The 26,875-nt window shown below is 71.4% G+C and carries 28 protein-coding genes; 16 read left to right on the top strand and 12 right to left on the bottom strand.

Translation table 11 applies throughout. The annotated features are described in order from the left end of the window. Positions 1-119 precede the first annotated feature (119 nt). Genes CRP56_RS38940 through CRP56_RS38930 form a run of 3 tightly spaced genes read left to right on the top strand, consistent with a single transcriptional unit; the run spans position 120 to position 3,042 of the window. Positions 120-1,442: an amidohydrolase family protein gene (locus CRP56_RS38940; protein ID WP_373559733.1), complete on the top strand. Its 1,323-nt coding sequence runs from the start codon at positions 120-122 to the stop codon at positions 1,440-1,442. Continuing rightward, positions 1,439-2,542: a dipeptidase gene (locus CRP56_RS38935; RefSeq protein ID WP_218878011.1), complete on the top strand. Its 1,104-nt coding sequence runs from the start codon at positions 1,439-1,441 to the stop codon at positions 2,540-2,542. The genes CRP56_RS38940 and CRP56_RS38935 overlap by 4 nt, the downstream gene beginning before the upstream one ends. Then, on the top strand, positions 2,539-3,042 hold the full coding sequence (locus CRP56_RS38930) for a carboxymuconolactone decarboxylase family protein (protein WP_097272235.1): 504 nt from the start codon (positions 2,539-2,541) through the stop codon (positions 3,040-3,042). Before CRP56_RS38935 ends, CRP56_RS38930 begins: the two co-directional genes overlap by 4 nt. Here CRP56_RS38930 and CRP56_RS38925 read toward each other — a convergent pair. The 5 genes from CRP56_RS38925 to CRP56_RS38905 all read right to left on the bottom strand — a co-directional run bounded on the left by CRP56_RS38925 (position 3,035) and on the right by CRP56_RS38905 (position 8,844). After that, the gene (locus CRP56_RS38925; protein WP_097272233.1) at positions 3,035-4,474 is read right to left on the bottom strand and encodes a GH1 family beta-glucosidase; all 1,440 of its coding nucleotides are present in this window, start codon (positions 4,472-4,474) and stop codon (positions 3,035-3,037) included. The two genes, CRP56_RS38930 and CRP56_RS38925, sit on opposite strands and share 8 nt — an antisense overlap. A 97-nt stretch (positions 4,475-4,571) precedes the next feature. After that, the gene (locus tag CRP56_RS38920) at positions 4,572-5,591 is read right to left on the bottom strand and encodes a LacI family DNA-binding transcriptional regulator (protein ID WP_097272231.1); all 1,020 of its coding nucleotides are present in this window, start codon (positions 5,589-5,591) and stop codon (positions 4,572-4,574) included. An 86-nt stretch (positions 5,592-5,677) separates the two neighbouring features. Continuing rightward, positions 5,678-6,658, bottom strand: a complete 981-nt coding sequence (locus CRP56_RS38915; RefSeq protein WP_097272228.1) for an alpha/beta fold hydrolase — start codon at positions 6,656-6,658, stop codon at positions 5,678-5,680. Between the two features lie 130 nt (positions 6,659-6,788). Continuing rightward, the gene (gene hppD, locus CRP56_RS38910; RefSeq protein WP_097272226.1) at positions 6,789-7,994 is read right to left on the bottom strand and encodes a 4-hydroxyphenylpyruvate dioxygenase; all 1,206 of its coding nucleotides are present in this window, start codon (positions 7,992-7,994) and stop codon (positions 6,789-6,791) included. A 178-nt stretch (positions 7,995-8,172) separates the two neighbouring features. Next, on the bottom strand, positions 8,173-8,844 hold the full coding sequence (locus CRP56_RS38905; protein WP_097272224.1) for an IclR family transcriptional regulator: 672 nt from the start codon (positions 8,842-8,844) through the stop codon (positions 8,173-8,175). A gap of 171 nt (positions 8,845-9,015) precedes the next feature. On the opposite strand from CRP56_RS38905, the gene CRP56_RS38900 reads away from it, so the two are divergent. From CRP56_RS38900 to fahA, 3 genes are read left to right on the top strand one after another with little or no spacing between them, the layout of a single operon-like run. Further along, positions 9,016-10,197: a homogentisate 1,2-dioxygenase gene (locus CRP56_RS38900; RefSeq protein ID WP_097272222.1), complete on the top strand. Its 1,182-nt coding sequence runs from the start codon at positions 9,016-9,018 to the stop codon at positions 10,195-10,197. Continuing rightward, positions 10,194-11,060, top strand: coding sequence for a hypothetical protein (locus CRP56_RS38895; RefSeq protein ID WP_097272220.1), 867 nt, complete (start codon positions 10,194-10,196; stop codon positions 11,058-11,060). Before CRP56_RS38900 ends, CRP56_RS38895 begins: the two co-directional genes overlap by 4 nt. Continuing rightward, positions 11,057-12,253 carry a fumarylacetoacetase gene (gene fahA / locus CRP56_RS38890; RefSeq protein WP_097272218.1) on the top strand — a complete coding sequence of 399 codons (1,197 nt, stop codon included), beginning with the start codon at positions 11,057-11,059 and terminating at the stop codon, positions 12,251-12,253. Before CRP56_RS38895 ends, fahA begins: the two co-directional genes overlap by 4 nt. Here the strand turns inward: fahA and CRP56_RS38885 are convergent. Further along, positions 12,228-12,593, bottom strand: coding sequence for a MarR family winged helix-turn-helix transcriptional regulator (locus tag CRP56_RS38885; protein WP_257041538.1), 366 nt, complete (start codon positions 12,591-12,593; stop codon positions 12,228-12,230). The two genes, fahA and CRP56_RS38885, sit on opposite strands and share 26 nt — an antisense overlap. Positions 12,594-12,690: 97 nt before the next feature. On the opposite strand from CRP56_RS38885, the gene CRP56_RS38880 reads away from it, so the two are divergent. Further along, the gene (locus CRP56_RS38880) at positions 12,691-13,959 is read left to right on the top strand and encodes a cytochrome P450 (RefSeq protein ID WP_097272214.1); all 1,269 of its coding nucleotides are present in this window, start codon (positions 12,691-12,693) and stop codon (positions 13,957-13,959) included. A gap of 29 nt (positions 13,960-13,988) precedes the next feature. Here CRP56_RS38880 and CRP56_RS38875 read toward each other — a convergent pair whose 3' ends face one another. The 3 genes from CRP56_RS38875 to CRP56_RS38865 form a co-directional block, all read right to left on the bottom strand. Next, on the bottom strand, positions 13,989-15,014 hold the full coding sequence (locus CRP56_RS38875; protein WP_097274902.1) for a YihY/virulence factor BrkB family protein: 1,026 nt from the start codon (positions 15,012-15,014) through the stop codon (positions 13,989-13,991). 69 nt (positions 15,015-15,083) lie between these two features. After that, positions 15,084-15,743, bottom strand: coding sequence for a response regulator (locus tag CRP56_RS38870; RefSeq protein ID WP_097272211.1), 660 nt, complete (start codon positions 15,741-15,743; stop codon positions 15,084-15,086). After that, the gene (locus tag CRP56_RS38865) at positions 15,740-16,882 is read right to left on the bottom strand and encodes a sensor histidine kinase (protein ID WP_097272209.1); all 1,143 of its coding nucleotides are present in this window, start codon (positions 16,880-16,882) and stop codon (positions 15,740-15,742) included. The genes CRP56_RS38870 and CRP56_RS38865 overlap by 4 nt, the downstream gene beginning before the upstream one ends. A 290-nt stretch (positions 16,883-17,172) precedes the next feature. On the opposite strand from CRP56_RS38865, the gene CRP56_RS38860 reads away from it, so the two are divergent. Beyond that, positions 17,173-17,823: a hypothetical protein gene (locus CRP56_RS38860; protein WP_097272207.1), complete on the top strand. Its 651-nt coding sequence runs from the start codon at positions 17,173-17,175 to the stop codon at positions 17,821-17,823. A gap of 130 nt (positions 17,824-17,953) precedes the next feature. Here CRP56_RS38860 and CRP56_RS38855 read toward each other — a convergent pair whose 3' ends face one another. After that, complete coding sequence (locus CRP56_RS38855; RefSeq protein WP_097272205.1) at positions 17,954-18,421, bottom strand: winged helix-turn-helix transcriptional regulator; 468 nt, start codon at positions 18,419-18,421, stop codon at positions 17,954-17,956. A gap of 93 nt (positions 18,422-18,514) precedes the next feature. Between CRP56_RS38855 and CRP56_RS38850 the strand changes: the two genes are divergently transcribed. Together CRP56_RS38850 and CRP56_RS38845 are read left to right on the top strand one after the other, a co-directional pair. Then, the gene (locus CRP56_RS38850) at positions 18,515-19,018 is read left to right on the top strand and encodes a PaaI family thioesterase (RefSeq protein WP_097272203.1); all 504 of its coding nucleotides are present in this window, start codon (positions 18,515-18,517) and stop codon (positions 19,016-19,018) included. 98 nt (positions 19,019-19,116) lie between these two features. After that, positions 19,117-19,584 (top strand): hypothetical protein, encoded by a 468-nt coding sequence (locus CRP56_RS38845; RefSeq protein ID WP_097272201.1) that lies wholly within the window; start codon positions 19,117-19,119, stop codon positions 19,582-19,584. Here CRP56_RS38845 and CRP56_RS38840 read toward each other — a convergent pair. Then, entirely contained in the window at positions 19,566-20,777 is a 1,212-nt protein-coding gene (locus CRP56_RS38840) for an MFS transporter (RefSeq protein WP_097272198.1), read from the bottom strand. The two genes, CRP56_RS38845 and CRP56_RS38840, sit on opposite strands and share 19 nt — an antisense overlap. Positions 20,778-21,129: 352 nt before the next feature. On the opposite strand from CRP56_RS38840, the gene CRP56_RS38835 reads away from it, so the two are divergent. After that, on the top strand, positions 21,130-21,804 hold the full coding sequence (locus tag CRP56_RS38835; RefSeq protein WP_097272195.1) for a hypothetical protein: 675 nt from the start codon (positions 21,130-21,132) through the stop codon (positions 21,802-21,804). An 18-nt stretch (positions 21,805-21,822) separates the two neighbouring features. On the opposite strand, the gene CRP56_RS38830 is transcribed toward CRP56_RS38835, so the two are convergent. After that, the gene (locus CRP56_RS38830; RefSeq protein ID WP_097272193.1) at positions 21,823-22,560 is read right to left on the bottom strand and encodes a VOC family protein; all 738 of its coding nucleotides are present in this window, start codon (positions 22,558-22,560) and stop codon (positions 21,823-21,825) included. A gap of 298 nt (positions 22,561-22,858) precedes the next feature. Between CRP56_RS38830 and CRP56_RS38825 the strand changes: the two genes are divergently transcribed. Genes CRP56_RS38825 through CRP56_RS38805 form a run of 5 tightly spaced genes read left to right on the top strand, consistent with a single transcriptional unit; the run spans position 22,859 to position 26,843 of the window. Next, entirely contained in the window at positions 22,859-23,710 is an 852-nt protein-coding gene (locus CRP56_RS38825) for an ABC transporter permease (RefSeq protein ID WP_373559732.1), read from the top strand. 38 nt (positions 23,711-23,748) lie between these two features. Further along, positions 23,749-24,801, top strand: coding sequence for a taurine ABC transporter substrate-binding protein (locus tag CRP56_RS38820; RefSeq protein ID WP_097274900.1), 1,053 nt, complete (start codon positions 23,749-23,751; stop codon positions 24,799-24,801). Continuing rightward, a complete protein-coding gene (locus CRP56_RS38815; protein ID WP_097272189.1) occupies positions 24,788-25,603 on the top strand; it encodes an ABC transporter ATP-binding protein in 816 nt (271 codons plus the stop codon). Before CRP56_RS38820 ends, CRP56_RS38815 begins: the two co-directional genes overlap by 14 nt. Positions 25,604-25,639: 36 nt before the next feature. Beyond that, the gene (locus CRP56_RS38810; RefSeq protein WP_097272187.1) at positions 25,640-26,524 is read left to right on the top strand and encodes a TauD/TfdA dioxygenase family protein; all 885 of its coding nucleotides are present in this window, start codon (positions 25,640-25,642) and stop codon (positions 26,522-26,524) included. 55 nt (positions 26,525-26,579) lie between these two features. Next, the gene (locus tag CRP56_RS38805; protein WP_097272185.1) at positions 26,580-26,843 is read left to right on the top strand and encodes a hypothetical protein; all 264 of its coding nucleotides are present in this window, start codon (positions 26,580-26,582) and stop codon (positions 26,841-26,843) included. The last annotated feature ends 32 nt before the right edge of the window (positions 26,844-26,875 follow it).

Below are 26,875 nucleotides of genomic sequence, written 5' to 3'. Positions count from 1 at the left end.
AGCCTCCCGGTGGGGCATGTCGCTCGCCGGGGTCCGGGGGTAGGGTACCGCTTGTTTCGTTGACCGAGAGCGTTGTTACCCACAGTGCAACAAGGTCGCCTATCGAGGGAGTGGTCAGCTTGACGAGCGACACAGCCGGAGCGGCGACGCCGTTCGCGCCGCCCGAGTCGGGTGCGGTCGTCGTCTACCGGGGCGCCACCCTGTTCGACGGGACCGGCAGCCCGCCCCGGCCGGGCACGTCGATCGTCGTCGACGGCTCCGTGATCCGGGCCGTCGTGGACGACGCCGACCCCGCGGCGGTCGTCGAGGGGGCCGAAGTCGTCGATCTGACGGGGCAGTTCGTCACTCCCGGGCTCGTCGACGCGCACCAGCACCTCGCCACGCCGCCCGACCGTCCGGCCGCCGAGGCCGTCCTGCGCCGTCTGGTGCACAGCGGGGTCACCGCCGTACGGGACATGGCCGACGACCTGCGGCAGATCGGCGACCTCGCGCGGGCGGCACGGGTCGGGGAGATCCCCGCGCCCGACATCCACTACGCGTCGCTCATGGCGGGCCCCGGCTTCTTCGACGACCCCCGCACGCACCAGGTCACCCAGGGCGCGGTGGCGGGCGAGGTCCCCTGGATGCAGGCCGTCACCGACGCGACCGACCTGCCGCTGGCCGTCGCCCTGGCCCGCGGCACCTCCGCGGCCGCCATCAAGGTGTACGCCGACCTGGACGCCTCCCTCGTCGCCGCCATCACCGCCGAGGCGCACCGGCAGGGGATCCCGGTGTGGGCGCACGCCGCCGTGTTCCCCGCGTCGCCGGGCGATGTCGTCGCGGCCGGTGTGGACAGCGTCTCGCATGTCACCCTGGTCGCCCACGAGGCGGCGACCGGGCCGCTGACGTCGTACAAGGACAAGCCGCCCGTCGACCACGCGAGCCTGGTCACCGGCGAGGACGAGCGGCTGGCGAAGCTCTTCGCCCGGATGCGTGAGCAGGGTGTCGTGCTGGATGCGACCGCCGGGTTGTACGCCTCCCGGGAGTTCGCGACCGACGATCCGGAGGCGGCCGAACGCGCCGACCGCAACACGGAGTTGGCGATCGCCCTGACGCGACAGGCGCACCGCGCGGGAGTCGAGCTGGCCACCGGGACCGACTACGAGACGCCGCCCGAGGAGCCGTTCCCCGCGTTGTACGAGGAACTCGCCTTTCTGGTACGGCGATGCGGCCTCCCGGCGGCGGACGTGCTGCGTTCGGCGACCCTCGTGGGCGCCCGCAGCGCCGGCGCCGGACACCTCACCGGCAGTGTGGAACCGGGCAAGCTGGCCGACCTCGCGGTCTTCGCGCGCGATCCGCTGGCCGACATCGACCACCTGCGCACCATCACCCTGACCGTGAAGCGGGGCCGCCGCTTCCCGCGCGCCGCCCACACCACCGACCGACCCGGGGAGAACCGTTGACCGGCACGCCGATGATCATCAACGCGCTCGGCCAGCTCGACAATCCCAACGCCCCGCAGTCACTGGCCGCGGCGAGCGACCTCAACGCAAGCGGCGAGCAACTCACCGTCGACGCCCGCACGTTGGCCGAGGCGCGCGCCTCCGGCTTGACCGCCGTCAACATCACCCTCGGCTATGTGATGGGTGACCTGCCGCCGTACGAGCACACCCTGCACGAGATCGACGTGTGGGACGACGTCGTCGCCCGGCATCCCGAGGATCTGCTCAAGGTCACCGGCGTCGCCGACATCCACACCGCGCACCGCGACGGGCGGATCGGTGTCATCTACGGCTTCCAGAACGCGGAGGCCGTCGGGGACGACGCCGGCCGGGTCGCCGTGTTCGCCGAACGCGGTGTCCGCGTGGTGCAGTTGACGTACAACCAGGCCAACCAGCTCGGCGGCGGTTCGATGGCGCCCGCCGACACGCCGCTGACCGCCTTCGGGCGCGAGGTGGTCGACGCGCTCAACGACCGGCATCTGATGGTCGATCTCTCGCACAGCGGTGAGCGGACGTGTCTCGACGCGGCCAAGCATTCCTCCGTACCCGTGTCGATCAACCACACCGGATGCCGGGCGCTGACCGATCTGCCGCGCAACAAGACGGACGAGGAACTGCGCCTGGTGGCCTCCCGGGGCGGTTTCGTCGGCATCTACTTCATGCCGTTCCTCAACCCCACAGGCCACGCGAGCGCGGCCGACGTGGTCGAGCATCTCGTGCACGCCGTGAACGTGTGCGGAGAGGACCACGTCGGCATCGGCACCGACGGGCCGGTCACCGCCATCGACGACCTCGACGCCTACCGGGCGCGGCTCGCGGAGCACGTGGCGCGCCGCCAGGAGGCCGGTGTGTCGGCGGCCGGGGAGCGCGCGGACACCTTCCCCTTCGTGGTCGACCTGCGCGGCGTCGAGCAGTTCCGTGAGTTGATAGGCCTGTTGGAGCGGCGTGGCTGGTCCACGACACGTATCGAGAAGGTCATGGGGCGCAACTTCGTCGCGTTCGCGGAACGGGTGTGGCGAACCCCCGACACAGACCGGCCTGCCCTGGGAGGCGCGCAGTGAGTGAGCACAGCAACGGATCCGCACCGCGCAGGATCTTCATCGACAAGCAGAGCCCGCAGGCCTTCCAGGCTCTGGTGAAGACCTCGGAGGCGGTGGGTGCGACGGCCGCCGAGGCGGGGCTCGACCGGACGACCGTCGAGCTGATCAACCTGCGCGTGTCCCAGGTGAACGGCTGTGCCTACTGCCTCGATCTGCACACCCGCAGGGCCCTGCGCGCGGGCGAGTCGCCGCAGCGCTTGGGCGTCCTGCCGGCCTGGCGGGACGCCGACGTGTTCACCCCCGTGGAGCGGGCGGCACTGGAGCTCGCGGAGGCGACCACCCACGCGACCGACTCCGCCGCCCAGGAGGCCGCCTACGGTGTCGCCCGTCGCGTCCTCACCGAGGACCAGATTTCGGCCGTGATCTGGGTGGCCGTCACCATCGGCGCGTTCAACCGCGTCTCCATCATGAGCAAGCACCCGGTGACGGCACCGCGCCAGGCCGCCGCCACCGTCAAGTGAGTGATGCGTCAACTGCTGCGCTGTGCTTGCTCACCAGTTCCCGGTACCACAGCGCACTGTCCTTGAGCGTGCGGCGCTGGGTCTCGTAGTCGACGTGGACGATGCCGAAGCGCTTCGAGTAGCCGTACCCCCACTCGAAGTTGTCCATCAGCGACCACACGAAGTACCCCCGCAGATCCACGCCGGCGGCAAGGGCCCGTTGGGCCGCGGCGAGGTGGCGGTGGATGTAGTCCACCCGCTCGGGGTCGTGCACGGCGTGACGGCCGTCGGGACCGACGGTGACCTGGTCCTCGAAGGCCGCTCCGTTCTCGGTGATGACCAGCGGCTGACCGGGGAACTGGGTGTGCAGGTCCAGGAGGAGTTCCTCCAGGCCGTCGGGGTCGATGTTCCAGCCCATGGCGGTGTGCGGGCCGTCCGTCGGGTGGAACTCGACCTGCGGTGAGCCGGGCCAGGGCGAGCCGCCCACGTCCTTGTGGCCGTCGTTGTTCTGGCGGGGCGCGCCGCCGTCCCAGAGGCCGACCGTGGTGGTGGCGTAGTAGTTGACGCCGAGCAGGTCCAAGGGCTGGTGGATCCGGGCCAGATCGCCGTCCTCGACGAACGCCCAGTCGGTGATCCCCGCGGTGTCCTCGATGAGGTCCTGCGGGTAACGCCCGCGCAGCAGGGGCTCGGTGAAGGCCCGGTTGGCGAGGGCGTCGATCCGTCGTACGGCCTCCTGCGCACCCTCTCCCTTGCCGCGCAGCACATGGAAGTTGAGGGTGATCGAGTACTGCGGGTCATTGGTGGTGACCGCCCTCAGCTGCTCGACCGCGAGACCGTGGGCGAGGTTGAGGTGGTGCACCGCGGTCAGGGCCGCGGCGCCGTCGGTGCGGCCGGGGGCGTGCGCGCCGGAGCCGTAGCCGAGGTAGGCGGAGCACCAGGGTTCGTTGAGGGTCGTCCAGATCGCGACGCGGTCGCCGAGGGCTTCGCCGACGATACGGGCGTAGTCGGCGAAGGCGTGGGCGGTGGCGCGGTTCGTCCAGCCGCCCTCGTCCTCCAGCGCCTGCGGCAGGTCCCAGTGGTAGAGCGTCGCGACCGGCGTGATGTCCCGGGCGAGCAGACCGTCGACCAGCCGGCTGTAGAAGTCCAGGCCCTTGGGGTTGGCCGGGCCGCGACCCGTGGGCTGTATGCGCGGCCAGGCGAGGGAGAAGCGGTAGGCGCGCAGGCCCAGCGACGCCATGAGGTCGAGGTCGGCTTCGAGGCGGTGGTAGTGGTCGGCGGCGACGTCACCGGTGTCGCCGTTCCAGGTCTTGCCCGGGGTGTGGGAGAAGGTGTCCCAGATCGAGGGGCCGCGCCCGTCCTCGTCGGCGGCGCCCTCGATCTGGTAGGCGGCGGTCGCGGAGCCGAGGAGGAAGTGCGCGGGGAAGGACAGAGGCGGCTGCTGAGCTGTCGTCATGCGGATTCTCTCTGCTGGTATCGGCCGGGAACCAACGCGATGTTAACGTTAACAAGCTGCCCAGGTCTGCACCCTGACGAACCTTGATTCCCGTCGGTCAGGGGCGGGCCGTGCGGGCAGCCGCGGTGCTGCGTCGTACGACGAGGTCCGGGGCGATCTTGTGGCGTTCCGCGGGCTCCCCGCCCAGCATCCGCACCAGCACCTCGATGGCGCTGCGGCCGAGGTGGGCGAAGTCCTGCCGGACCGTGGTCAGGGCCGGGACCAGGTATCCGGCGCCCTTCATGTCGTCGAAGCCGACGACCGACACGTCCTGCGGCACCCGCACGCCCCGCTCGGCGAACGCGGCCAGAGCTCCCATCGCCATCTGGTCGTTCCCGGCGAAGACCGCGGTGGGCAGGCCGGCGTCGGCGGCGCAGAGTTCGTGGGCGAGACGGAATCCGCTCTCCGCGCTGAAGTCGCCCTCCAGCAGGGCCCCTTCGGCACCCGCGGCGGCGAGTTCCGCCCGCCAGCCCTCGACGCGGGCCCGGGCGTCGAAGGTGCGCAGCGCACCCGTGAGGTGGGCGATGTCGCGGTGTCCGAGGTCCAGGAGGTGGCGTACGGCGAGACGGGCGCCGAGTTCCTGGTCGACCTCGACGAAGCTCAGATCGGGGCTGGGGACGTTGCCGGACATCACCACCGCGACCGGCACGCCGATGGAGAGACGGGTGAGCGCCTCGACGGCGACGGGACGGTCGGCGACGACCGCGATCGCCTCCACCGACTGGTCGGTGAGCCGTCGCAGCGTCTCCACGAGGTCACCAGTGGTGCTCTCGCCCTGCCGGCTGGCCAGGCTCACCCAATAGCCGGCCTCCTTGGCGGCCGTCTCCACGCCGAGGAGGATGCGCGGCAGCTCGAACAGGTCCGAGCCCACGATCACGACACCGATCGTCGAGGAGCGGCGGCTCTTGAGGGCCCTGGCGACACTGTTGCGGCGGTATCCCAGCTTCTCGATCGCCGCCTCGACCCGGGTCCGGGTCTCCGGGCGGACCGAGGGATGGCCGTTGATGACGCGGGAGACGGTGATGTGCGAGACGCCTGCCTCCCGGGCCACGTCCATCATGCCTGGCGGCCGGTCCATGTCACTCGTCCTCTGCCCTCGATCTCAGCAGGCGGCCTCGCGCCCCGCGCCGATACTGTCACAGGCGCCGGAACCTGAGCCGAGCCTCAGCCAGGCAGTACCGCCAGCCAGTCGGTGAGGATCCGGTTCACCTCGGCGGGGCGTTCCTGCTGGATCCAGTGGCCGCAGCCGTCGAGGACGTGGGACGAGATCAGCCCGGGAAGCGTGACCGGGTAAGCCTTGATCGCGTCGGCCAGCCAGGCCGTGGACGCGTCCAGGCTGCCGCCGATGAACAGGGACGGCTGGGTGATCGGGGCACCGTCGAAGGCGGCGAGATCCTCCCAGTCGCGGTCCATGTTCCGGTAACGGTTGAGCGCGCCGGTCAGACCCGTGCGCTCGAACTCCCCGGCGTAGAAGTCGAGTTCCTGCTCCCCCAGCCACTTGGGCAGCGGGCCGCGCGGGAACCGGTCGCGCAGCGTCCCGCCCTTGCCGACGAAGTGCGGATCGGGAGCGCCGGGTGGAGGCATGGTGTCGGCGGACAGCGCCGCGTAGAAGCCCGCGAGCCAGCCTCGTACATCGGGTTCCATCTCGGCTTCGGCGCGGCCCGGTTCCTGGAAGTAGGAGACGTAGAACTCCTCTCCGCCCATCCGGGCGAAGAGGTCGCTGGGGCGGGGCCCGCCACGCGGGGCGTACGGCACGCTCAGCAGCCCCACCGCCCGGAACACGTCCGGCCTGAGCAGGGCGGAGTTCGCGGCGATGGCCGAGCCCCAGTCATGGCCGACGACCACCGCCGACTCCTCGCCCAGGGCGTGCGCCACCGCGACGTTGTCCTCCACCAGGTCGAGCATCCGGTACGCGTCCACGGCGGCGGGCTTGGCCGAGCGCCCGTAGCCGCGGACGTCGACGGCGACCGCCCGGTACCCCGCCGCCGCGAGCGCGGGCAGCTGATGGCGCCAGGAGTACCAGGATTCCGGGAAGCCGTGAACGAGCAGCACCAGCGGTCCGGTTCCCTGCTCGACCAGGTGGATGCGGCCTCCTGGCGTGTGCACCGATCGGTGGACGACTTCGGCGGCGTACTGCGTCGTCATACGGCTCCTCCCGAACTCCCGGGCTTTCGAACTCCCGGCTCCCGAACCTCCGTACCGCCGATCCTGCGCAACTCCCCGCCCCGACGACCACCCTGTTTGCCGGTTCAGCAAATCAGGCGGCTCGTCACTTCTAGAAGTTGCCGCGCTTCGCCTGCTCCCGCTCGATCGCCTCGAACAGGGCCTGGAAGTTGCCCTTGCCGAAGCCCAGCGAGCCATGGCGCTCGATGAACTCGAAGAAGACCGTGGGCCGGTCACCGATCGGCTTGGTGAAGATCTGCAGCAGGTAGCCGTCCTCGTCGCGGTCGACGAGGATGCCGCGCGAGGCGAGTTCCTCGATCGGGACGCGGACGTTGCCGATGCGGGCGCGCAGCTCGGGGTCGGTGTAGTAGCTCTCCGGGGTGGCGAGGAACTCGATGCCCTTGGACCGCAGGACGTCGACGGTCCTGATGATGTCGTTGGTGGCGAGGGCGAGGTGCTGGGCGCCGGGGCTGCGGTAGAAGTCGAGGTACTCGTCGATCTGCGACCGCTTCTTGCCGACCGCCGGCTCGTTGAGCGGGAACTTCACGCGGTGGTTGCCGCTGGCGACGACCTTGCTCATCAGCGCCGAGTACTCGGTGGCGATGTCGTCGCCGATGAACTCGGCCATGTTGGTGAAGCCCATGACACGGTTGTAGAAGTCGACCCACTCGTCCATGTTGCCGAGCTCGACGTTGCCCACGACGTGGTCGAGGGCCTGGAAGACGCGCTTGGGCTCGCCCTCGGGCTTGACGTAGCCGGAGGTCCGGGCGACGTAGCCGGGCAGATAGGGGCCGTTGTAGCGGGAACGGTCCACCAGGGTGTGGCGGGTCTCGCCGTACGTGGCGATGGCGGCGATCCGGACCGTGCCGTGCTCGTCGGTGACGTCGTGCGGCTCCTCCAGGACGGTCGCGCCCTCCGCGCGGGCGTGCTTGATGCACCGGTCGACGTCAGGTACCTCGAGGGCGATGTCGATGACGCCGTCCCCGTGGCGACGGTGGTGGTCGAGCAGCGGGCTGTCCGGGTCGACGCCGCCCTTGAGCACGAACCGGATCGCTCCGGAGCGGAGCACGAACGCGTGGTGGTCGCGGTTGCCGGTCTCGGGGCCGGAGTAGGCGACCAGCTCCATGCCGAAGACCGTCTGGAAGTAGAGCGAGGCCTGTGTCGCGTTGCCCACCGACCAGACCACCGCGTCCCACCCGGTCACCGGGAACGGGTCACCCGCAGCGTCGTACTCCACGAGGCCGACCAACTGCTTGAGCTGCTGCAGATCGAGTTCCGCGAGGCGCTCCTGGCTCGTGAGGGTCTGCTCGATGCTCATGGGTCATCCCTTTCGGTGTGCGTGTCACCAACGCGTGGCGGTAGAACACACCGGGACCCCCCGCCTGCACAAGAGTCGCCTCTCAGGCTGTTCAAGCTGCTCAGTTTGCCCCGTTCAGCGGGGCTACCACTGGGCAATATGACCAGTCGAGAGAGAAGGTTCGTGTCGTCGAACGCCGTCAGGCCGTGCCGAGCGACGACAGCCGCGCGGCCGCCGCCTGCACCGCTGCGGCGACCGACTCGACGTCGAACTCGTGCATGGCCACCACCCCGACCGAGGCGCCCGCCGCACCCGGCACCCCGAAGCCCGCGGCGATCCCGGTGGCACCCTGCTGAAGCTGTCCCGAGGTGAGGCTGTAGCCCAGCTCCCGCGCCCGCACGATCTCCTCCGGCTCGTCCGGCAGCGGCGGCTGCGACGCGAGGATGGCGACGCCGTTCGCCCCGCGCTCCAACGGATGCCGGACCCCGATGCGGTAGCCCACCTGGACGGGACCGTGCTGAACCGTCGGCTGCGCACCCGCCACCGGGACGCATTCGCGGGCGCCGTGCGCCAGCGTCAGGAAGGCGGAGGCACCGGTGGCGTCGGCGAGTTCCTGGAGCACCGGTTGCGCCACCAGCACGAGTTGGTGCTGGAACCGCCCGGCCAGCGTGGCGGCGCCGGCCCCGAGCCGCACTCGCTTGCCCTGCCGCGAGACCAGCAGGTGCTCCTCCAGCGTCTGCACGATCCGGTACGCGACGGCCCGGTCGATCTCCAGCTGCGCCGCCAGGTCCGCCACCGTCAGCCCCTCGGCCGTCAGAGAGATCAGATCCAGCGCCCGAAGCCCACGGTCCAGACCTTGCAGGGTGGCCATCAACACCTCCGAGAGAACGACAGCCTTTTGGGCCGCCACGTCAAGCCACGTCAAACGCACCGACGCGCCCAGGATCACCGGCCGGATCTTGACTGGCCTGTCGCCCCGAACCTACCGTCAACGCGTCGCTACCATCGCACAAAAATGTGCGCTGAGCGCACAAGGAGATTCGTGCCGTACTACCACCAGGCGGGGGCGGTTCCGCCGAAGCGCCACACCCAGCACCGGGACCCGGACGGGCACCTCTACTACGAGGAGCTGATGGGCGAGGAGGGCTTCTCCTCGGACTCCTCCCTGCTCTACCACCGGCACATCCCGTCGGCGGTGCGGGAGTACCGGGTGTGGGAGCTCGGCGACCAGACCCTGGTCCCCAACCACCCCCTCGTCCCCCGCCATTTCCCCACGCACAAGCTCTTCGCGGACGGCGGGTCCGGCGTCGACGCGGTGACCGGCCGCAGGCTGCTGCTGGGCAACGAGGACGTACGGCTCGCGTACGTCGTGGCCGACACGGTCAGCCCGTACTACCGCAACGCGATCGGCGACGAGTGTCTGTACGTCGAGGACGGCCACGCGCGCGTGGAGACGGTCTTCGGCGACCTGGAGGTCGGCGACGGCGACTATGTGATCGTCCCGCGGGCGACCACGTACCGGATCGTCCCGGACGGGACCGTGCGCGTCTACGCGATCGAGGCCGGCTCGCACATCGGCCCCCCGCGCCGCTATCTGTCGAAGCACGGCCAGCTCCTGGAGCACGCGCCGTACTGCGAGCGGGACTTCCGCCTCCCGGTCGGGCCGCGGCTCGCCGAGGGCGAGAACGTCGAGGTGTACATCAAGCACCGCGGCCCGGGCGGGGTCGTGGGCACCGTCCACACGCTGCCGAACCACCCCTTCGACGTCGTCGGCTGGGACGGCTGCCTGTACCCGTACGTGTTCAACATCCGTGACTTCGAGCCGATCACCGGCCGGGTCCACCAGCCGCCGCCGGCCCACCAGGTCTTCGACGGCCACAACTTCGTGATCTGCAACTTCGTGCCGCGCAAGGTGGACTACCACCCGCTGGCCGTGCCGGTGCCGTACTACCACTCCAACGTCGACTCCGACGAGGTCATGTTCTACTGCGGCGGCGACTACGAGGCGCGCAAGGGTTCCGGCATCGGACAGGGCTCGGTCTCGCTGCACCCGGGCGGTCATCCGCACGGTCCCCAGCCGGGTGCGATGGAGCGGTCGATCGGGGCGGAGTTCTTCGACGAACTCGCCGTCATGGTCGACACGTTCCGTCCCCTCCAGCTCGGCGAGGCCGCCCGCGCGAGCGACGACGGGACGTACGCCTACTCCTGGGAGCAGAACCGATGACTGCGCAGATCCCGCCGGTGCTCGTCGGCCTGTTCGACGACGCCGCGGTCTTCCCGCCCGGCAGCCTGCCGATCGAGGAGGCCGTGCGGGCGCACTTGGCGCACCGTCGAGGCGCCCACGCGGGGCTGGTCGGCGCGTTCGTGCTCGCCGCCCAGGACATCGACCGACTCGCCGAACTGACCGCCGACCTCCCGGAGGGCTCCTTCGACCTCTCGGTGACCGTCGCGCTGCCGGGTGTCTCGGACGCTCTCGCCGCCGCGCATCGGATTCCGGCCGTACGGCTCGTCGGTCTTGAGGTCGCCGTACCGGACGGCGTCGCCGCCGACACGGTCGTACCCGCCCTGGCCGCGGCGATCGACGACGACTCCGGCCTCACCGTGTACGTCGAGGTGCCGCGCGACGACCGGCGTGCGGCGCTGCTCACCGCGCTTGCCGGGACGCCGTATCCGGCCAAGTTCCGCACCGGAGGCGTCCGCGCCGAGCTCTACCCCGACGAGCACGAACTCGCGGCGGCCGTCCTGGCCGCGACCCGGGCCGGGGTGGCGTTCAAGGCGACTGCCGGGCTGCACCACGCGTTGCGCAACACCGACCCCGAGACCGGCTTCGAACAGCACGGCTTCCTCAACCTGCTCCTGGCCACCGACGCGGCCCTGAAGGGCGCCGAGGAGGCGGAGGTGGTCGCGTTGCTGGCCGACCGTGACGGCGACCGGGTCGCCGCGCGGGTGCGCGCTCTGTCGCCCCAAGTCCGTGATGTTTTCCGCTCGTTCGGCACGTGCTCCGTCGCCGATCCCGCCATCGAGTCGGCCGGTCTCGGCCTGCTGCCCGCCACGACCGTCGCCGACCTGACCGAGGTGTCCGCATGACCAGCACCACCCAGTTGACCGTCCCGGCCGACTCCCTGTTCGGCCTGACCAACCTGCCCTACGGCGTCTACTCCACACCCGGCCAGGAGCCACGCGTGGCGACCCGCTACGGCGACCACGTCATCGACCTGGCCGTGCTGCTGGACGACGACGTCTTCGCCCGGCCGAGCCTCAACGCCTTCATGGCGCAGGGCCACGCCCGCTGGGTCGCGGTACGGGCCGAGATCACCGAGCGTCTCCAAGGCGAGATCCCCGGCGCGGCCGTCCACGACCTGGGCGCGGTGACTCTGCATCTGCCCTTCGAGGTCGCCGACTACGTCGACTTCTACGCCTCCGAGCACCACGCCTCGAACCTGGGCAGGCTCTTCCGGCCCGACAACCCGGACCCGCTGATGCCCAACTGGAAGCATCTGCCGGTGGGTTACCACGGCCGTGCGGCGTCGGTCGTCGTCTCGGGCACGGACGTCATCCGCCCCTCCGGGCAGCGCAAGGGCCCCCAGGACCCGGCACCGGTCTTCGGTCCCTCGACCCGCCTCGACATCGAGGCCGAGCTGGGTTTCGTCCTCGGGACCGGCAGCGCCATGGGCGAGTCCATCGGCGTCGAGGACGCGGAACGGCACATCTTCGGGGTGGTGCTCTTCAACGACTGGTCCGCGCGCGACATCCAGGCCTGGGAGTACGTCCCGCTCGGCCCCAACCTGGGCAAGTCGTTCGCCTCCACCGTCTCCCCGTGGGTGGTGCCGCTGCTCGCGCTGGACGCGGCCCGGGTCCCGACTCCGGTGCAGGAACCCGCCGTACTGCCGTATCTGCGCATGGAACAGCCGTGGGGTCTCGACGTGGACCTAGCCGTGGAGTGGAACGGCCAGGTCGTCTCCCGGCCGCCGTACGCCGCCATGTACTGGTCGCCCGCCCAGATGCTGGCCCACCAGACCGTCAACGGTGCCCCCTCGCGCACCGGTGACCTGTTCGCGTCCGGCACCATCTCGGGCCCGGACAAGGAGCAGCGCGGTGCCTTCATCGAGCTGACCTGGGGCGGCAAGGAGCCGATCACGGTCAACGGGCAGGAGCGCACGTTCCTGGAGGACGGCGACGAGATCGTCCTCACCGCCACGGCCCCGGGCGCCGTCGGCACCCGGATCGGCTTCGGCGAGGCCCGCGGCCGGATCGTCAGCGGCAAGCGCCGGGAGGCATGACGAGCAGTTGATGTATGACATGGTCGAGGAACAGCGCCCGCACGGCCTCCTCATGGAGCGGAGCCGCCGTCTCGATCGCCGAGCGCCCCTGCTCGGTGATCACCACGAACGCGCCGCGCGCGTCCTCCAGGCACTCCTCGCGCACCACCAGCCCGCGTCCGGCCATCCGCGCGATGTGGTGGGACATCCGGCTCTTCTCCCACTCCAGAGCCCGCGCCAGATCCTGGCAGCGCCGCCGCCCTTCCGGCACGTCCGTCAGACGGCCCAGGACCGCGAAGTCGGCGGCGGACAGGCCCGACTCCGCCTGCAACGTGCGGGCCGGCCGACCGCTGAGCTTCACGTGCAGCCGGACGAAGTTCCGCCAGACGCGCCCAGTTCCCTAGTGATGCCGCGCACACCCCGCCTGAGCTGCACCGCTGCCGTGTTAGCGTCCGGCCGTGATCCCTCCGGCACTGGATGTAACCGACACCCGTGATCCCCTCGGTCTGCTCGACCTGTTCGGCGCCCCGTTCGTCCAGGACCCGTACCCCTGGCTGGACCGCCTGCGATCCGAGTCTCCCGTGCACCACGACCCCGGAACCGGGTTGTGGCTGGTCAGCCGCTACGCCGACGTGCGTCACGTGTTGATGCGTCCGGACCTTTTCCTGCCGGACAACGCGCAGGACGCCATCACCCCGCTGCCCGTCCCCGTACTGCGCATTCTCGTCCGGGCCGGCTTCACGCTGCCTCCCGCGCTGGCCAACAACGGCTCCCCGAGCCATCCCGGACTGCGCCGACTGGTCACCCGGTTCTTCAACGCACATCGCGTCGCGACCGCCGTGCCGATGATCGAGCGCATCGCCGACGAACTGCTCCAGCCGGTGGCCACCGCCCTCGACGCGACCGACGACGGCGACCTGTTCCCGTCGTTCGCCCAGACCCTCCCCTGCCGCGTGCTGATGGATCTCCTCGGCATCCGCGGCATCGACCCGGCCACCCTCATCCGCTGGAGCGACGCCTCGCTGGAGCTGTTCTGGGGCAGACCCGCGCTCGAACGGCAGCGGGAACTGGCCGGGCTCGTCGCGGACTTCCACCAGTGGCTCACCGAGACCGTGCGGGGCGGTTCGGCGCCCGCGGACTCGTTCATCGGCGCTCTGTCCCGTCATCGGCTGCCCGACGGCAGGTTGCTGGACGTCGGGACCGCGGTCGGCATGTGCTTCTTCGTCTTCATCGCCGGCCAGTCCACCACCGGGCAACTCATCGCCACCGTGCTGAGCCGGGCACTGGCCGAGCCCGGCGTGTGGGCCCGGGTGGCCGGGGAGGCGGGGCCGGCCGAGGCCTGGGTGGAAGAGGTCCTCAGACGTGAGCCGCCGGTGACCAGCTGGCGCAGGATCACTGCGCGGGCCACGGAGCTTTCCGGAGTACGCCTGCCGGCGGGCGCCCCCCTGCTGCTGATGCTGATGGGCACCGGATCCGACCCGGAGGTCTTCCCGGCCCCGGAACGGATGTGCCCGCACCGCGAGAACATCCGCCACCATCTGGCCTTCGGCGTCGGCCGCCACCGGTGCCCGGGTGCGTCCCTGGCGCGCACGGAGGCCGCCGTGGCACTGCGCGCGGCGGCCCGCCGGCTGCCCCGCATACGGCAGGCGGCGGGTTCGTCGGAGACCCCCATGCTGGGCCTGCTGTCCTTCCGCGCCCCACTGCGGGTGCCGGTGGAGCAGCGTTAGCAAGGCACAGCCGACCCCCCAGGTCCGCTTCAGAGCCCGTCCGCGAGCCGTCGCCGGTCCTCCTCGTCCCACGTCCTGGTGTCGCGCGGCTCGGTGTACGGCTCCGCGTCCGGTGGGAGTCCGCCGGCGACGGCCCGCTGCCGTGCCGTCTCCGCGTCGAACTCCAGGCCCAGCAGGACGGCCAGGTTGCTGATCCACAGCCAGATCAGGAACACGATGACGCCGGCCATGGTGCCGTACGTCTTGTTGTACGAGGCGAAGCCGGCGACGTACAGCGCGAAGCCGGCGGACGCCACCAGCCAGATCAGCAGGGCCAGGACGCTGCCCGGGGTGATCCAGCGGAACCCCTTCACGCGGGCGTTGGGCGTCGCCCAGTACAGGATCGCGATCATGATCGTGACCAGCAGGACAAGGACGGGCCATTTGGCGATCGCCCACACCGTCAGTGCCGTGTCCCCCAGTCCGATCGCGGTCCCGGCCTGGCGGGCCAGGCCACCGGTGAAGACCACCATCAGCGCGCTGGCCACCGCCAGCACCATCAGGACGACGGTCACCCCGAGCCGCAGCGGCAGGACCTTCCACACCGGACGCCCCTCCGGGACGTCGTAGACGGCGTTGGCGGCGCGGATGAAGGCGGCCACATAGCCGGATGCCGACCACACCGCCAGGACGAGGCCGACGATCGCCATGACCGAGCCGGTGCCGGCCCGGTCCTGCAACTGCTGGACGGCCTGGGTGATGATGTCGCGGGCCGATCCCGGGGTGAGCTGCCTCAGGTTGTTCAGCACACTGTCGGTGGCCGACTTGCCCGCCACACCCAGCAGGGAGACGAGCACCAGCAGGGCCGGGAACAGCGACAGCACTCCGTAGTACGTCAAGGCCGCCGCGCGGTCGGCGAGTTCGTCGTCCCGGAACTCGCGCAGGCTGCCCTTCAGCACCGCGCCCCATGCCTTGGCGGGCAGCTTCGCCGGTGTGTCCGGTTCCCGCTCTTCCACCTCGGGGGGCGGTCCGAACCGCTCCTCGTCGTCGCGCCCGTTCTTCCGCCGTCCGCTCATGGCCACCGGGTAACCACGACGCCGGGCGCCACACCGCGTCCGCGGGTCACGTCCGCGCGGTGCCTCGGTTCAGAGCAGTCCCAGGTCACGGGCGTGCAGTGCGGCCTGGGTGCGGTCGCGCAGGGCGAGGCGGGTGAGGATGCGGGAGATGTGGTTCTTGACGGTGCCCTCGCTGAGATACAGCTGGGCGGCGATCTCCCGGTTGGTCCGGCCGCGTGCCACGAGCCGCAGGATGTCGATCTCCCGGGGGCTGAGACCGGTGGCGACGGCGGCGGGACCGGCCGCGGGAGCGGGTGCGGGCAGGGCCGCGGCGAGCCGACCGGCCACGGAGGCGTCGAGCTGGGTGACTCCCGCGTGCGCGAGGCGGATCGCGTGCGCGAGTTCCTCGGCCGGCAGGTCCTTGAGCAGGTACCCGCCGGCACCGGCCCGCAGGGCCCGGACGACGTACTCCTCGTCGTCGAACGTCGTCAGCATCACCACCTGGCACTTCGGTGCCCGGTCGCGCAGCACGGCGACGGCCTCCACGCCGTCGAGCTCGGGCATCCGTACGTCCATCAGCACGACGTCGGGCCGCAGCTCGACCGCCTTCGCCACCGCCTCCCGGCCGTTCACCGCCGTCCCCACGACCGTGATGCCCGGCCGGATCGAGAGCAGTGCCGCGATGCCGTCCCGGATCAGCTGCTGGTCGTCCACCACCAGCACGCGGACCGACGCCGGCTCCTGGCTCACCGCTCGTCCCCGCCCCGTGGCACGAGCACCGTGAGCCGCGTGCCCCGGCCGGGCGCGCTGTCGATGTCCACGCTGCCCGCCACCAGGTGCACCCGTTCCCGCATGCCGGTCAGGCCGAAGCCGGTCGTGGTCTCGGCCGGCGCGAATCCGCGGCCGTCGTCGGCCACCGTCAGCCGGGCCCCGTCATCGGCGAGCCGCAGATCCACCGACACCTCGGAGGCACGCGCGTGGCGCAGCGCGTTGGTCAGCCCCTCCTGCGCCGCCCGGTGCAGCGCGGTCAGCGCGGCGGTGCCGTAGCCGCCCTCCTCGCCCGTCACCGCGACGCTGACGCGCGGTCCCGCGCCGTCCTCCCGCGCCCATGCCGCGAGCGTGGCCGACAGCGCCGGGCGGGGTGCCTCCTCGCGCAGCGCGCGCACCGACTGCCGTACGTCGCCCAGCGCCAGCTTCACCGACTGCCGGGCCTCGGTCATGGCCCGCCCGGCCGCGTGCGGGTCCAGCGCGGCGAACTCCGAGGCGATCTCCAACTGCACGGAGATCGCCGTGAGATGGTGGCCGAGACTGTCGTGGATGTCACGGGCCAGCCGGTTGCGTTCGGTCGCGGCGGACAGCTCCGCGACGCGGGCCGCGTACTCCTGCACCTCGCGCCGGGCCCGTTGTTCGCCGACGGCGACGGCGGCCATCGAGATCGCCAGCACCAGGCCGACGGCGAGCATCAGCAGGTCGGACACGTACTCCGTGTCGCGGTACCCGTCACGGGTCGTCAGGAGGCGGCCGGTGAGCGGTCCGGCCAGACACAGCGCGCCGAGCACCAGGGCCGCCGTGCGGCCGAGCGCGAAGTAGGCGGTGAACGGCAGGAGCACGAACAGCACCCGGGACAGCTCCGAGGCGTCCAGGACGACGACCGCACCCGTCAGCACGCACTGCGCGAGCAGCAGCGGCACCGGTGGCAGGCGCCTGCGGCGGCCGGCCGCCTCCACGGCGGCCAGGGCCGCGAGGCCGGCGACGAAGCCGGCCGTGTGCCAGGACAGCAGGCCCGGGCCGTCGACGCCCAGATCCGCCGCCAGATAGTAGAGACCGCCGAGGAGGACCGCGCCGTACAGCAGCGGTGACACCCACGGCACCGGCACATACGCCGCCATGCACACCCCCCCACCCCCGATACCACCGCCCAGGCTAAGCCGGACCCGACCGCACGGCGACAGCCCCGGCGGAACCGGCCCCGCGGCCGACCGAACAAGGCCGAACGGCACATGACGAACGGCACCGCCCCGACCGGCCGGACAGCGCCGAGCGGCACCACACCAGCCCGGGCAGCGGTGACCACCGGCGGCGGACCTCACCGCCCGGCACCTGCCCCGACCCGCTCCCCGCTTCCTACGGTTTCGCCCTGCCCCCCACCCATCGCCGTAGAGGAACCGGAGTCAGCCCCATGTCCTCACCGTTCAACCCCGCACCCGCACTCGCCCCCGTCCGCCTCATCCGTCTCGGCGCCCTGTCCGGGACGCTCGCCGGCCTGCTCATCGCCCTGCCCGCGCTGGTCGAGGCGTTCACCGGCGAAACCACCGCCACCAGCCTCCTCCTCGCGCTCGCCCCCGCCTTCGCGCTGCCTTTCCTCACCGCGCTCCACCAGCGGCAGCGCACCGCCTCCGGCCGCTTCGGGGAGACCGCCTACGTCGTCAACCTCATCGGCCTCGGCCTCTTCGGCGGGGCGGCGTTCGCCGCGAACGTCGTCCTGTTCCATCTCGACGACCACACCATCGACACGGAACTGACGGGCCCCACCCTCCCGACGCTCGCCGCTTGCGCGGTCGTGTTCGCCGTCGGCTGCGCCCTGTTCGGGGCGGCGACGATCCGCGCCCACACCCTCCCGAGGGTCCCGGCCTGGGGGTACGCCGTCGTGCTGCCGCTGTTCGCCTTCGTGACCGCGCTGCCCGATTCCGTACTCACCAGCGCCCTGCACATCGCCGTCGGCACCGTCCTGGTGTGGCTGTCGACGGCGTTGTGGCAGTCGGCACCGACGGCTTCGCCGGGCGGGGCGGGGTTCGGTGGTCACGGAACGGATCAGCCGGCAACCCGCTAGGTTCACGGGCAACGGTGCCGCGTCGCGCGGCCCGTCCTCAGCCGACGCCACCCTCCGCCCGCACGTCACTCTCCCAGCCCCCACTGCGGGGGTTGGGACACCGTTGCCCCGCTGGCGCAGCCGCCCCGCGTCAGGTCAGCGGCCGCGCTCCCGGCCCCGCCTCGACCGTCACGTCCCTCGGGGTCAGCGCGCCGTGCTCCCCGGTGCAGGCGACGACCGCGCGGACCGGGCATCCGCAGGCGCTGTGCCGCATGTCGAGGACCGGACCGGCCGGGTCCGGGGTGTGGGCCTCGCCCCACTGGCGCAGGGCGACGAGCACCGGCCACAGGTCCCAGCCCTTCCGGGTCAGCCGGTACTCGTTACGGGAGCGGCTGCCGGGTTCGCGGTAGGGGACGGTCGTGAGGATGCCGGCCTCGGTCAGCTTGCGCAGCCGGTCGCTGAGGACCGCCTCCGACAGGCCGATGTGCCTGCGGAAGTCGTCGAAGCGGCGCACGCCGTTGGCCGCGTCCCGCACGATCAGCAGCGTCCACTTCTCCCCCACCACGTCGAGGGTGCGCTGCACGGAACAGTTCTCGGTACTGAATGCGAGCCAGTCCACCGGGCCATGATAGCCAGCTGGCTTCGTCATTGACAGTCAGGTGCGGACAGAGCTAGCTTCGCCGTACAAAGTCAGCCGGGAGGGCGCAGACGCATGGGACGCACACGTACATACACCTGGGACGACCCCATGGTCACGGCCGGTGCCGTGGGCCGCTCGTCAGGCCTGGACTTCCTGCGTGACGTCCTGGACGCCAAGCTCCCGGCGGCGCCGATCTCCGCCACCCTCGACTTCACGCTCGACGAGGTGTCCGAGGGCCGCGCGGTCTTCTCGCTCATCCCGGGCGAGGAGCACTACAACCCGATCGGCAGTGTGCACGGCGGCGTCTACGCCACCCTTCTCGACTCGGCGCTGGGCTGCGCGGTGCAGTCCACGCTGCCCGCGGGCATGGGCTACACCTCGCTCGACCTGAGCGTGAAGTTCCTCAAGCGGGTCTCGGTGGACACCGGCCCGGTGCGGGCCATCGGCACGATCGTCCACCGCGGCCGGCAGACGGCTCTCGCCGAGGCCACGCTGGTCGACGCCGAGGACCGGGTGCTGGCGCACGCGACCAGTTCCTGCATGCTCTTCCCGCTGCCGCCGACGGCAGCCGCCTGAGCCGACCGCGCACTGCTCCGTTCGAGTGGTGCGCTCGGGCGCACGGTCGTAGCGTCGAAAGCGGGACATCCGTCGGCCAGCGGCAGCGGGGATCGGCCATGCAGCTACGCGCACTCACCACGACGGCCGCGCTCTTCGCCGTGGCCACTCTCGTCACCGCCGCGGGCACCTCGCCCGCGGCCCGGCCCGCACCGGCGCCCGTGACGCAGGCCGTCCAGCCACGCACCGCGCCACCGGTCCTCGTCGACTGCCTGTGGCACCCGCAGGTACGTCCGACGGACTTCATGCTCGCCTGCGGCGACGGCAACAGCCGTCTGGCCTCCCTGCACTGGACCCGGTGGGACGCGGGTGCGGCGCGGGCCGACGGCGTGAACTGGGTCAACGACTGCAAGCCGTACTGCGCGGCCGGGCACTTCCACGCCTACCCGGTGACCGTACGACTGGACCGTGCGCGGCCGTGGAAGAAGCAGCCCCAGGTGTCGCACTACTCCCGGATCACGCTGACGTACCCGGCCGCGCGGCCGGAGCAGTTCGGTCCGACGGTGTCCTATCCGCTCTGGGACTGAGAGGCGGGGACCTGCTCGCGCCGGGCGCCCGTGATCACCTCGGAGCGGCTGCCGCCGCGGTCCATGAATCCGCCCATGAACGCCAGGCCCAGCCCGGCGACGCCCAGCGCCGCGCCGACCAGCGACGGTGAGGCCCAGCCCCAGCCCGCCGAGATCGCGAGGCCGCCGAGCCAGGCGCCGCCCGCGTTGGCCAGGTTGAAGGCGGAGTGGTTGGAGGCCGCCGCCATGGTCGGGGCGTCCTTCGCCTTGGCCATCAGCAGCATCTGGACGGGCGTGGTGATGAGGGCGCCCATCGCACCGATCAGCGTGATCGTGATGAGGGCGGGCACGGTGCTGTGGACGGTGAAGTAGAACGCCACCAGCGCCGAGGACATCAGCGCGAGTCCCGCGTACAGCGTCGGGCGCAGGGCGCGGTCCGTGAGGGGGCCCGCGACGAGCGTGCCGACGGTCATGCCGACGCCGTAGAGCGCGAGGACCAGCGTGGTCGAGGAGTCGGACAGGCCCGTGAGGTGGGTGAGCATGGGCACGAGGTAGCTGTAGACGGCGAAGAACCCGCCGAATCCCACGACGGCCGTGGCCAGGCCGATGGCCACCTGCTTGTTGCCCATGGCCCGCAGTTCGTGCCGGACGCCGGTCTGCGGGCCGCGAGGCTGGTGCGGGACGAAGAGGGACAGCGCCACCAGGGCGACGACGCCGATCACGGCCACCGCGACGTAGGCGGCCCGCCAGCCCAGCTGCTGCCCGAGCGCCGTACCGGCCGGGACGCCCACGATGTTGGCGACGGTCAGCCCGAGGAACATCTTGGAGACCGCGCGTGCGGCCCGGTCGGGCGTGACCAGCCGGGACGCGACCACCGCGCCGACACCGAACAGCGCCCCGTGGGGCAGTCCGGCGAGGAAGCGCGCGGCGAAGAGCAGGCCGAAGCCGGGGGCGAGCGCGGACGCGACGTTGCCGACGACGAACAGCCCGGACAGGAGCAGCAGCAGCCTCTTGTGCGGGATGCGTGCGCCGATGCCCGTCAGCACGGGGGCACCGACGACGACACCCAGCGCGTAGGCGGAGACGATGTTGCCGGCCTGCGGCACGGACACGCCGATTCCGTCAGCGATCTGGGGCAGCAGCCCCATCGTGGCGAATTCCGTCGTACCGATGCCGAAAGCGACAACAGCCAGGGCCAGGAGAGCCAGTGGCATGGCGCAGGAGAACCTTTCGAAGGTGGTGCAGAAGTACGAGGGGGCGGGTCTGGGCCGTGTCGAAGCGGCTTCCCTCACCCGGCATCGTCGCCCGGCGCCCCCCAGGGCAAGGTGAGCCCACAACCAGTGCAGCAGCGTGGCGGCGCGGGTCATTCCAAGATCCCGGCCCGCCTTCCATGACTCATGTCACACCCGTGTCCGCACGGCTCGGCTCATGCGCCCTCCCGTGCCCCCGTGCGCCCGGGCTCTCGGCCGGTTTTCGACCGCCGATCGAGCATTCGTTCGGCGCCCTGGGTAGTTGTCCCGGGTCGGCGCAAGCAGGTGCGGGAGGCACGCGCAGGGGGCTGAGACTGTGGCACGCCCGTCATGGACGTCCGATCCGGTCGAGGAACAGCGTCGTCGAAAGAGGGATGTGGTGCGCCGGCTGCGCGCCCAGGGCCGCTACGGGCCGCGGTTCCGTGATGTGCTGCCCTCGTTCACCGTGCTCGCCGTCCTGGTGTGCGCGGCCGTGGCGGGGCTCGCCGCCGGTTTCCGGGCCGTCGGTGTCGTGGTCCCGGTCGTCGGCGTGCTGCTCACGGCGGTCGTGCTCACGGTGGGGGTCAGGCGCCGCCGCCCCGGCGCTCGACGCCGACGCGGCCACTACACGCCGCAGGAGCTGCTCGAACTCGACATTCAGGGGCTGGCGCTGGCGGTGGCGCGGATGCTGCGCCGGGACCACTGGAAGGTGCGTCTGTTACCCGCGCCCGACCGGCCGCGGCTGTGCGCCCGGCACCAGGACGGGCGACGGCTCGACGTCGCCTTCCGGCCGGTGGCGGAGCCGTTGCCGGACGAGGCCCTGCCGCACCCCTTGGCGCACGGTGAGGACCCGGACTCGTTCATCCACGTCGTCGTGCACCGGGGCACGTTCCGGGCCCGTGACGTCCGGTGGGCGCGGCGCGAGGGCCGGACCGTCCTGCTGGACGGTCCGGCCCTCGCCCGCTGGGCGGACGGGGCGTCCCTCGACAAGCTGCTCGCCGGGGAACCCTGACCTGCAAGGTCGCGCCGTTCACGGAGCGAGGACGCAGAACTCGTGGTCCTCCGGATCCGTCTGGCACGTCCACGCCACGTCGCCCTGGCCGATGTCGAGGTCGGCCGCGCCCAATGCCCGCAGCCGGTCCACCTCCGCCGCCTTGTCGTCACCGGGGTAGGGCAGCAGGTCGAGGTGGAGGCGGTCCGGCACGGTCTTGGTGTCGGGGGTGCGGAGGAACTCGAGATACGGGCCGCCGCCCTTGGCGGACCGCAGCGACGCGTGGTCGTCGGCCACCTCGTGCACGGTCCAGTCCGTCGCCTCGCCCCAGAACCGGGCCATGGCCCGCGGGTCGGTGCAGTCGACGACCACCGCGGCGACCGGCCCGGTGTCCCGGTAGATCTCGCGCGGCTCCAGCACACAGAACTCGTTGCCCTCGGGATCGGCGAGGACCGTCCACGGCACCTCGCCCTGCCCCACGTCGACGGGGGTCGCCCCGAGCGACCTCAGACGCGCGATCAACTCGGTCTGCTGGTCGGCGGAGGTGGTGGCGAGATCGAGGTGCACCCGGTTCTTCACCGCCGTCTTGGGTTCCGGTACGGGCACGACGTCGATGCCGAGGACGACCGGGTCCGGCCAGACCAGGCCGCCGGGCGGTCCGACGTAGGTGGTCGCGCCGGCGCTGTACGCCGTCCAGCCGAGCGCCTCCGCCCAGAACCGGCCGACCGCCGAGGCGTCGAGGGCCTTCACGTTCACCATCACGGGTCGCAGCGCCATGCCGGTGATCCTAAGCGTCTGTTCCAGAGAGTGGGACGCCTGTTGGAGCCGGGCCGGGGCTGCGGTAGAACTGTCCGCATGATCTCCGAGCTCTTGGTGCGACGCCTGGTCATCGACCTGTGCCTGCGCGCGGGCTCCTGTTGTCTCTGATCCGACCCCTCTGACGCGCCCTTCCTCGCGGTGAATCCCCCCGCCTGAGGGCGGTTGCCGCGCCCCTTCTACAGGTGCGCCCTCTTCTCCTCATCCTCACCCTCACTCGTCGGCCGCTCGTCATGCCCCGGCGCCCTGGAGGACACCCGTGTCCACAACATCGTTTCAGAGCAAGGTTTCTGACCAACCGTCACCTCCGCGCGAACGGCGTGCGTGGGCGCGGGTGCGCCCGGTCGCGTTGCCGTTCGCCTCCCTTCTCGTCTTCCTCGGCCTGTGGCAACTGCTGGCGGCGAGCGGGACGTGGAGCGAGACGCTGGTGCCGCCGCCGGCGAAGGTGTGGGACGCGTTCGTCGACGTTTCCACCACCCATGACGGCGTACGGGGCTACAACGGCACCACGCTCATCGAGCACCTCGGCATCAGTCTGCGCCGCATCGCGCTCGGCGCCGGGATCGGCATCGTCGCCGGTGTGGTCCTCGGGCTGCTCATGGGCACCGTCGGCTGGCTGCGCCCGCTGTTCGAGCCGTGGGTCACCTTCCTGCGGACGCTGCCGCCGCTGGCGTACTTCTCGCTGCTCATCATCTGGCTGGGCATCGACGAGGAGCCGAAGGTCACGCTGCTGGCCGTGGCCGCGTTCCCGCCGGTGGCGGTGTCCACCACCGCGGCCGTGGCGGCCGTACCGAAGCAGCTGATCGAAGCCGCCCGGGCGCTGGGCGGTTCACGGTGGGACGTGGTCAGGGACGTCGTCATCCCCTCCGCGCTGCCGGAGACGCTCACCGGCGTCCGGCTCGCCGTGGGCGTGGCCTACTCCTCCCTGGTCGCCGCCGAGTTGGTCAACGGCCTCCCCGGGATCGGCGGCATGGTCAAGGACGCCGCCAACTACAACAACACCCCCGTCGTGCTCGTCGGCATCATCGCCATCGGCGTCTCCGGGCTGATCATCGACGGCCTGCTGCTGCGGCTGGAGCGCACGGTCGTGCCGTGGCGCGGACGCGCGTGAACCGCCCTGCAATCCCCTTCCACAGAAACGGCACCACCATGTCCCCTCGCCCCCAAGGCCCCTCCCGTCGTCTCCTCCTCGCCGGCGCCCTGGCCACCGTGTCCGCCGCCGTCACCGGCTGCTCCTCGGACAGCGACGCCGCCACGTCCGGCGGGTCCAAGCAGCTGCGCATCGGCTACTTCGCCTTCCCCAGCGGCGACTTGCTGGTCAAGAACAGAAAGCTGCTGGAGAAGGCGCTGCCGGGATACACGATCAAGTGGATCAAGTTCGACTCCGGTGCCAGCGTCAACCAGGCCTTCATCGGCAAGTCCCTCGACATCGCCGCCCTCGGCTCCAGCCCCTTCGCCCGCGGCATCTCCGGCAGCTCACCCATCCCGTACAAGGTGGCGTGGATCCTGGACGTCGCGGGCGAGAACGAGGCCCTCGTGGCGCGCAAGGACACCGGCATCACCGACATCGCCGGGCTCAAGGGCAAGAAGATAGCCACCCCGTTCGCCTCGACCTCCCACTACAGCCTGCTGGCGGCGCTGAAGGCGGCCGGACTCGCCCCGTCCGACGTGCAGTTGATCGACCTCCAGCCGCAGCCGATCCTCGCCGCCTGGGAACGCGGTGACATCGATGCCGCCTACGTCTGGCTCCCCACGCTCGACGAGCTGCGCAAGACCGGCACCCAGCTCACCAGCAGCAAGGAGATCGGCGCCGCGGGCAAGCCGACCCTCGATCTGGCCGTCGTGTCCGACGAGTTGATCGGCCGGGACCCGAAGGCCATCGCCGCGTGGCGCAAGGCGCAGGCCGAGGCGCTGCGCCTGCTCAAGTCCGATCCGGACGGGGCGGTCAAGGCGGTCGCCGCCGAGATCAACATCAGCGAGGCCGACGCCAAGGCCCAGTTGGCGCAGGGAGTCTTCCTCACTCCGGAGCAGGTCGTCTCCGCCGACTGGCTGGGCACCGACAGCGGTCCGGGCAAGCTGCTCACCTACGTCAGCGACACCGCCGCCTTTCTCGCCGAGCAGAAGCAGATCGACGCGGCGCCGTCCGAGGACGCGGTCCGCAAGGCGTTCTATCTGAAGGGGCTGTCCGATGTCGTCAAGTGAGCTCGCCGCCGCGCCGGTTGTCGAAGCGGAGCGCGCCGGGTCCGTCCGCATCGAGCAGGTCACGCACCGGTACGGGCGTGGCGGCGAGGCGTTCACCGCCGTCGGTCCGGTCGATCTGACCGTCCCCGCCGGGGAGTTCCTGGTGCTCGTCGGCGCGTCCGGGTGCGGCAAGAGCACGCTGCTGCGGCTGATCGCCGGGTTCGAGCGGCCCACGCACGGTGCGGTGCGCGTGTCGGGCGCCGAGCCGCGCCCCGGTGTCTCGGCCGGCGTGGTCTTCCAGACGCCGCGGCTCTTCCCGTGGCGGACCGTGCGCGGCAACGTCGATCTGGCGCTGCGCTACGCCGGGGTGGAGCGGGCCCAATGGCCGCAGCGCCGAGCCGAGTTGCTGGCCCGGGTCGGGCTGGAGGGCACCGAGCGGCGACGGGTCTGGGAGATCTCCGGCGGGCAGCAGCAGCGCGTCGCGATCGCCCGGGCCCTCGCCGCCGAGAACCCGCTCCTGCTGCTGGACGAGCCGTTCGCCGCCCTGGACGCGCTGACCCGGGAGCGCCTCCAGGAGGACGTGCGCCAGGTGACCGAACGCACCGGGCGGACCGCGGTGTTCGTGACCCACTCGGCCGAGGAGGCGGTGTTCCTCGGCTCCCGCATCGTGGTGCTGACCAAGAGCCCCGGCACCGTGGCCCTGGACCTGCCGATCAGCCTGCCGCGCGGCGACGTCGACGCCGAAGAGCTCCGCAACTCCCCCGAGTTCGCCGAGCTGCGCGCCCAGGTGTCCCACGCCGTCAAGTCCGCGGCGGCGGCCTGACCCCCGTACTCCCCTCTAAGGAAAGGAGTTCCACCCGTGAGCATCCTCAGCGAACGCCCGGCCGTCACCGGGCTCCCGATCACCCCGCTCGGCCCGAACTTCGGTGCCGAACTGCACGGCATCGACCTCGCCCGGCTCGACGACGACCAGGTCCGCGCGCTGCGCGAGGCGCTGGTGGCGTACAAGGTGCTGTTCGTACGCGGCCAGCACGGCCTCGACGACGCGGCCCAGATCGAGTTCGGCCGACGGCTGGGCGAGGTCACCGTGGGGCATCCGGTGCACGACTCCGGTGACGTGCCCCCCGAGGTGTACTCCCTGGACAGCCAGGACAACGGGTTCGCCGATGTGTGGCACACCGACGTGACCTTCGTACGGCGGCCCCCGGCCATCTCCGTGCTGCGGGCCGTGGTCCTGCCGCCCACCGGCGGTGACACCAACTGGGCGGACAGCCAGCTCGCCTACGAGTCCCTGTCGCCGGGGCTGCGCGCCCACATCGACACCCTCATCGCCGTCCACGACGGCAGCCGCGAGTTCGGCTACTACCTGGCCCAGCGCAGGCAGGGCCAGGGCAATCTGTGGGAGGGCGAGGTGTTCACCTCGCTGACGCCGGTGGAGCATCCGGTGGTGCGGGTGCACCCGGAGAGCGGGCGCAAGGGCCTGTTCGTGAACCCGGGCTTCACCTCGCACATCGTGGGCGTCTCGGAGCACGAGAGCCGCGGCCTCCTCGACATCCTGTACGCCCACCTCACCAAGCCGGAGCACGTCGTACGCCACCGCTGGCAGGCCGGCGACGTGGCCCTGTGGGACAACCGCAGCACGGCGCACTACGCCAACCGCGACTACGGCGACCAGCACCGGGTGATGCACCGGATCACGCTCCAGGGCGACGTCCCGGTGGGCCCGGGAGCCGCCACCGGCTGACCTGGGAAGGGCCTGGACGCCGACGCTTCCCGGGGGCGTCAGTAGTCTTCCGGCCATGGAGAACTCGGCCGAGACCGCATGCCGTGTCTGTGGACCGGACGACGGCGAGGAGCTGTTCGACCGGCACGGCCTACCTCAGTACGTGATCTGCGACTGCTGCTACAACGAGTCGGGCATCGGCGACGACACCCTGATGCAGGTCCGCGAGCTCCGCGGCCTGTGGGTCGGCCACGGTGCCCGGTGGCACCGGCCTGCCCGGAAACCGGCGGACTGGGACCTGCTGACCCAGATCGCGAACATTCCGCCCAGGTGGCGGTGAAAAGGGCGGCATCTGGATGCCCTTGACACCCG

The organism is Streptomyces sp. TLI_55, assembly GCF_900206255.1.
Classification (GTDB): domain Bacteria; phylum Actinomycetota; class Actinomycetes; order Streptomycetales; family Streptomycetaceae; genus Streptomyces; species Streptomyces aquilus.
This window is presented reverse-complemented; position numbering and strand designations above follow the sequence as displayed.

Coding starts and splice junctions, on each gene's coding strand:
- CRP56_RS38925 (WP_097272233.1), bottom strand. CDS start 4,474: ATGACGACAGCTCAGCAGCCGCCTCTGTCCTTCCCCGCGCACTTCCTC.
- CRP56_RS38920 (WP_097272231.1), bottom strand. CDS start 5,591: ATGGACCGGCCGCCAGGCATGATGGACGTGGCCCGGGAGGCAGGCGTC.
- CRP56_RS38915 (WP_097272228.1), bottom strand. CDS start 6,658: ATGACGACGCAGTACGCCGCCGAAGTCGTCCACCGATCGGTGCACACG.
- hppD (WP_097272226.1), bottom strand. CDS start 7,994: ATGAGCATCGAGCAGACCCTCACGAGCCAGGAGCGCCTCGCGGAACTC.
- CRP56_RS38905 (WP_097272224.1), bottom strand. CDS start 8,844: ATGGCCACCCTGCAAGGTCTGGACCGTGGGCTTCGGGCGCTGGATCTG.
- CRP56_RS38895 (WP_097272220.1), top strand. CDS start 10,194: ATGACTGCGCAGATCCCGCCGGTGCTCGTCGGCCTGTTCGACGACGCC.
- fahA (WP_097272218.1), top strand. CDS start 11,057: ATGACCAGCACCACCCAGTTGACCGTCCCGGCCGACTCCCTGTTCGGC.
- CRP56_RS38875 (WP_097274902.1), bottom strand. CDS start 15,014: ATGAGCGGACGGCGGAAGAACGGGCGCGACGACGAGGAGCGGTTCGGA.
- CRP56_RS38865 (WP_097272209.1), bottom strand. CDS start 16,882: ATGGCGGCGTATGTGCCGGTGCCGTGGGTGTCACCGCTGCTGTACGGC.
- CRP56_RS38860 (WP_097272207.1), top strand. CDS start 17,173: ATGTCCTCACCGTTCAACCCCGCACCCGCACTCGCCCCCGTCCGCCTC.
- CRP56_RS38850 (WP_097272203.1), top strand. CDS start 18,515: ATGGGACGCACACGTACATACACCTGGGACGACCCCATGGTCACGGCC.
- CRP56_RS38845 (WP_097272201.1), top strand. CDS start 19,117: ATGCAGCTACGCGCACTCACCACGACGGCCGCGCTCTTCGCCGTGGCC.
- CRP56_RS38840 (WP_097272198.1), bottom strand. CDS start 20,777: ATGCCACTGGCTCTCCTGGCCCTGGCTGTTGTCGCTTTCGGCATCGGT.
- CRP56_RS38830 (WP_097272193.1), bottom strand. CDS start 22,560: ATGGCGCTGCGACCCGTGATGGTGAACGTGAAGGCCCTCGACGCCTCG.
- CRP56_RS38820 (WP_097274900.1), top strand. CDS start 23,749: ATGTCCCCTCGCCCCCAAGGCCCCTCCCGTCGTCTCCTCCTCGCCGGC.
- CRP56_RS38815 (WP_097272189.1), top strand. CDS start 24,788: ATGTCGTCAAGTGAGCTCGCCGCCGCGCCGGTTGTCGAAGCGGAGCGC.
- CRP56_RS38805 (WP_097272185.1), top strand. CDS start 26,580: ATGGAGAACTCGGCCGAGACCGCATGCCGTGTCTGTGGACCGGACGAC.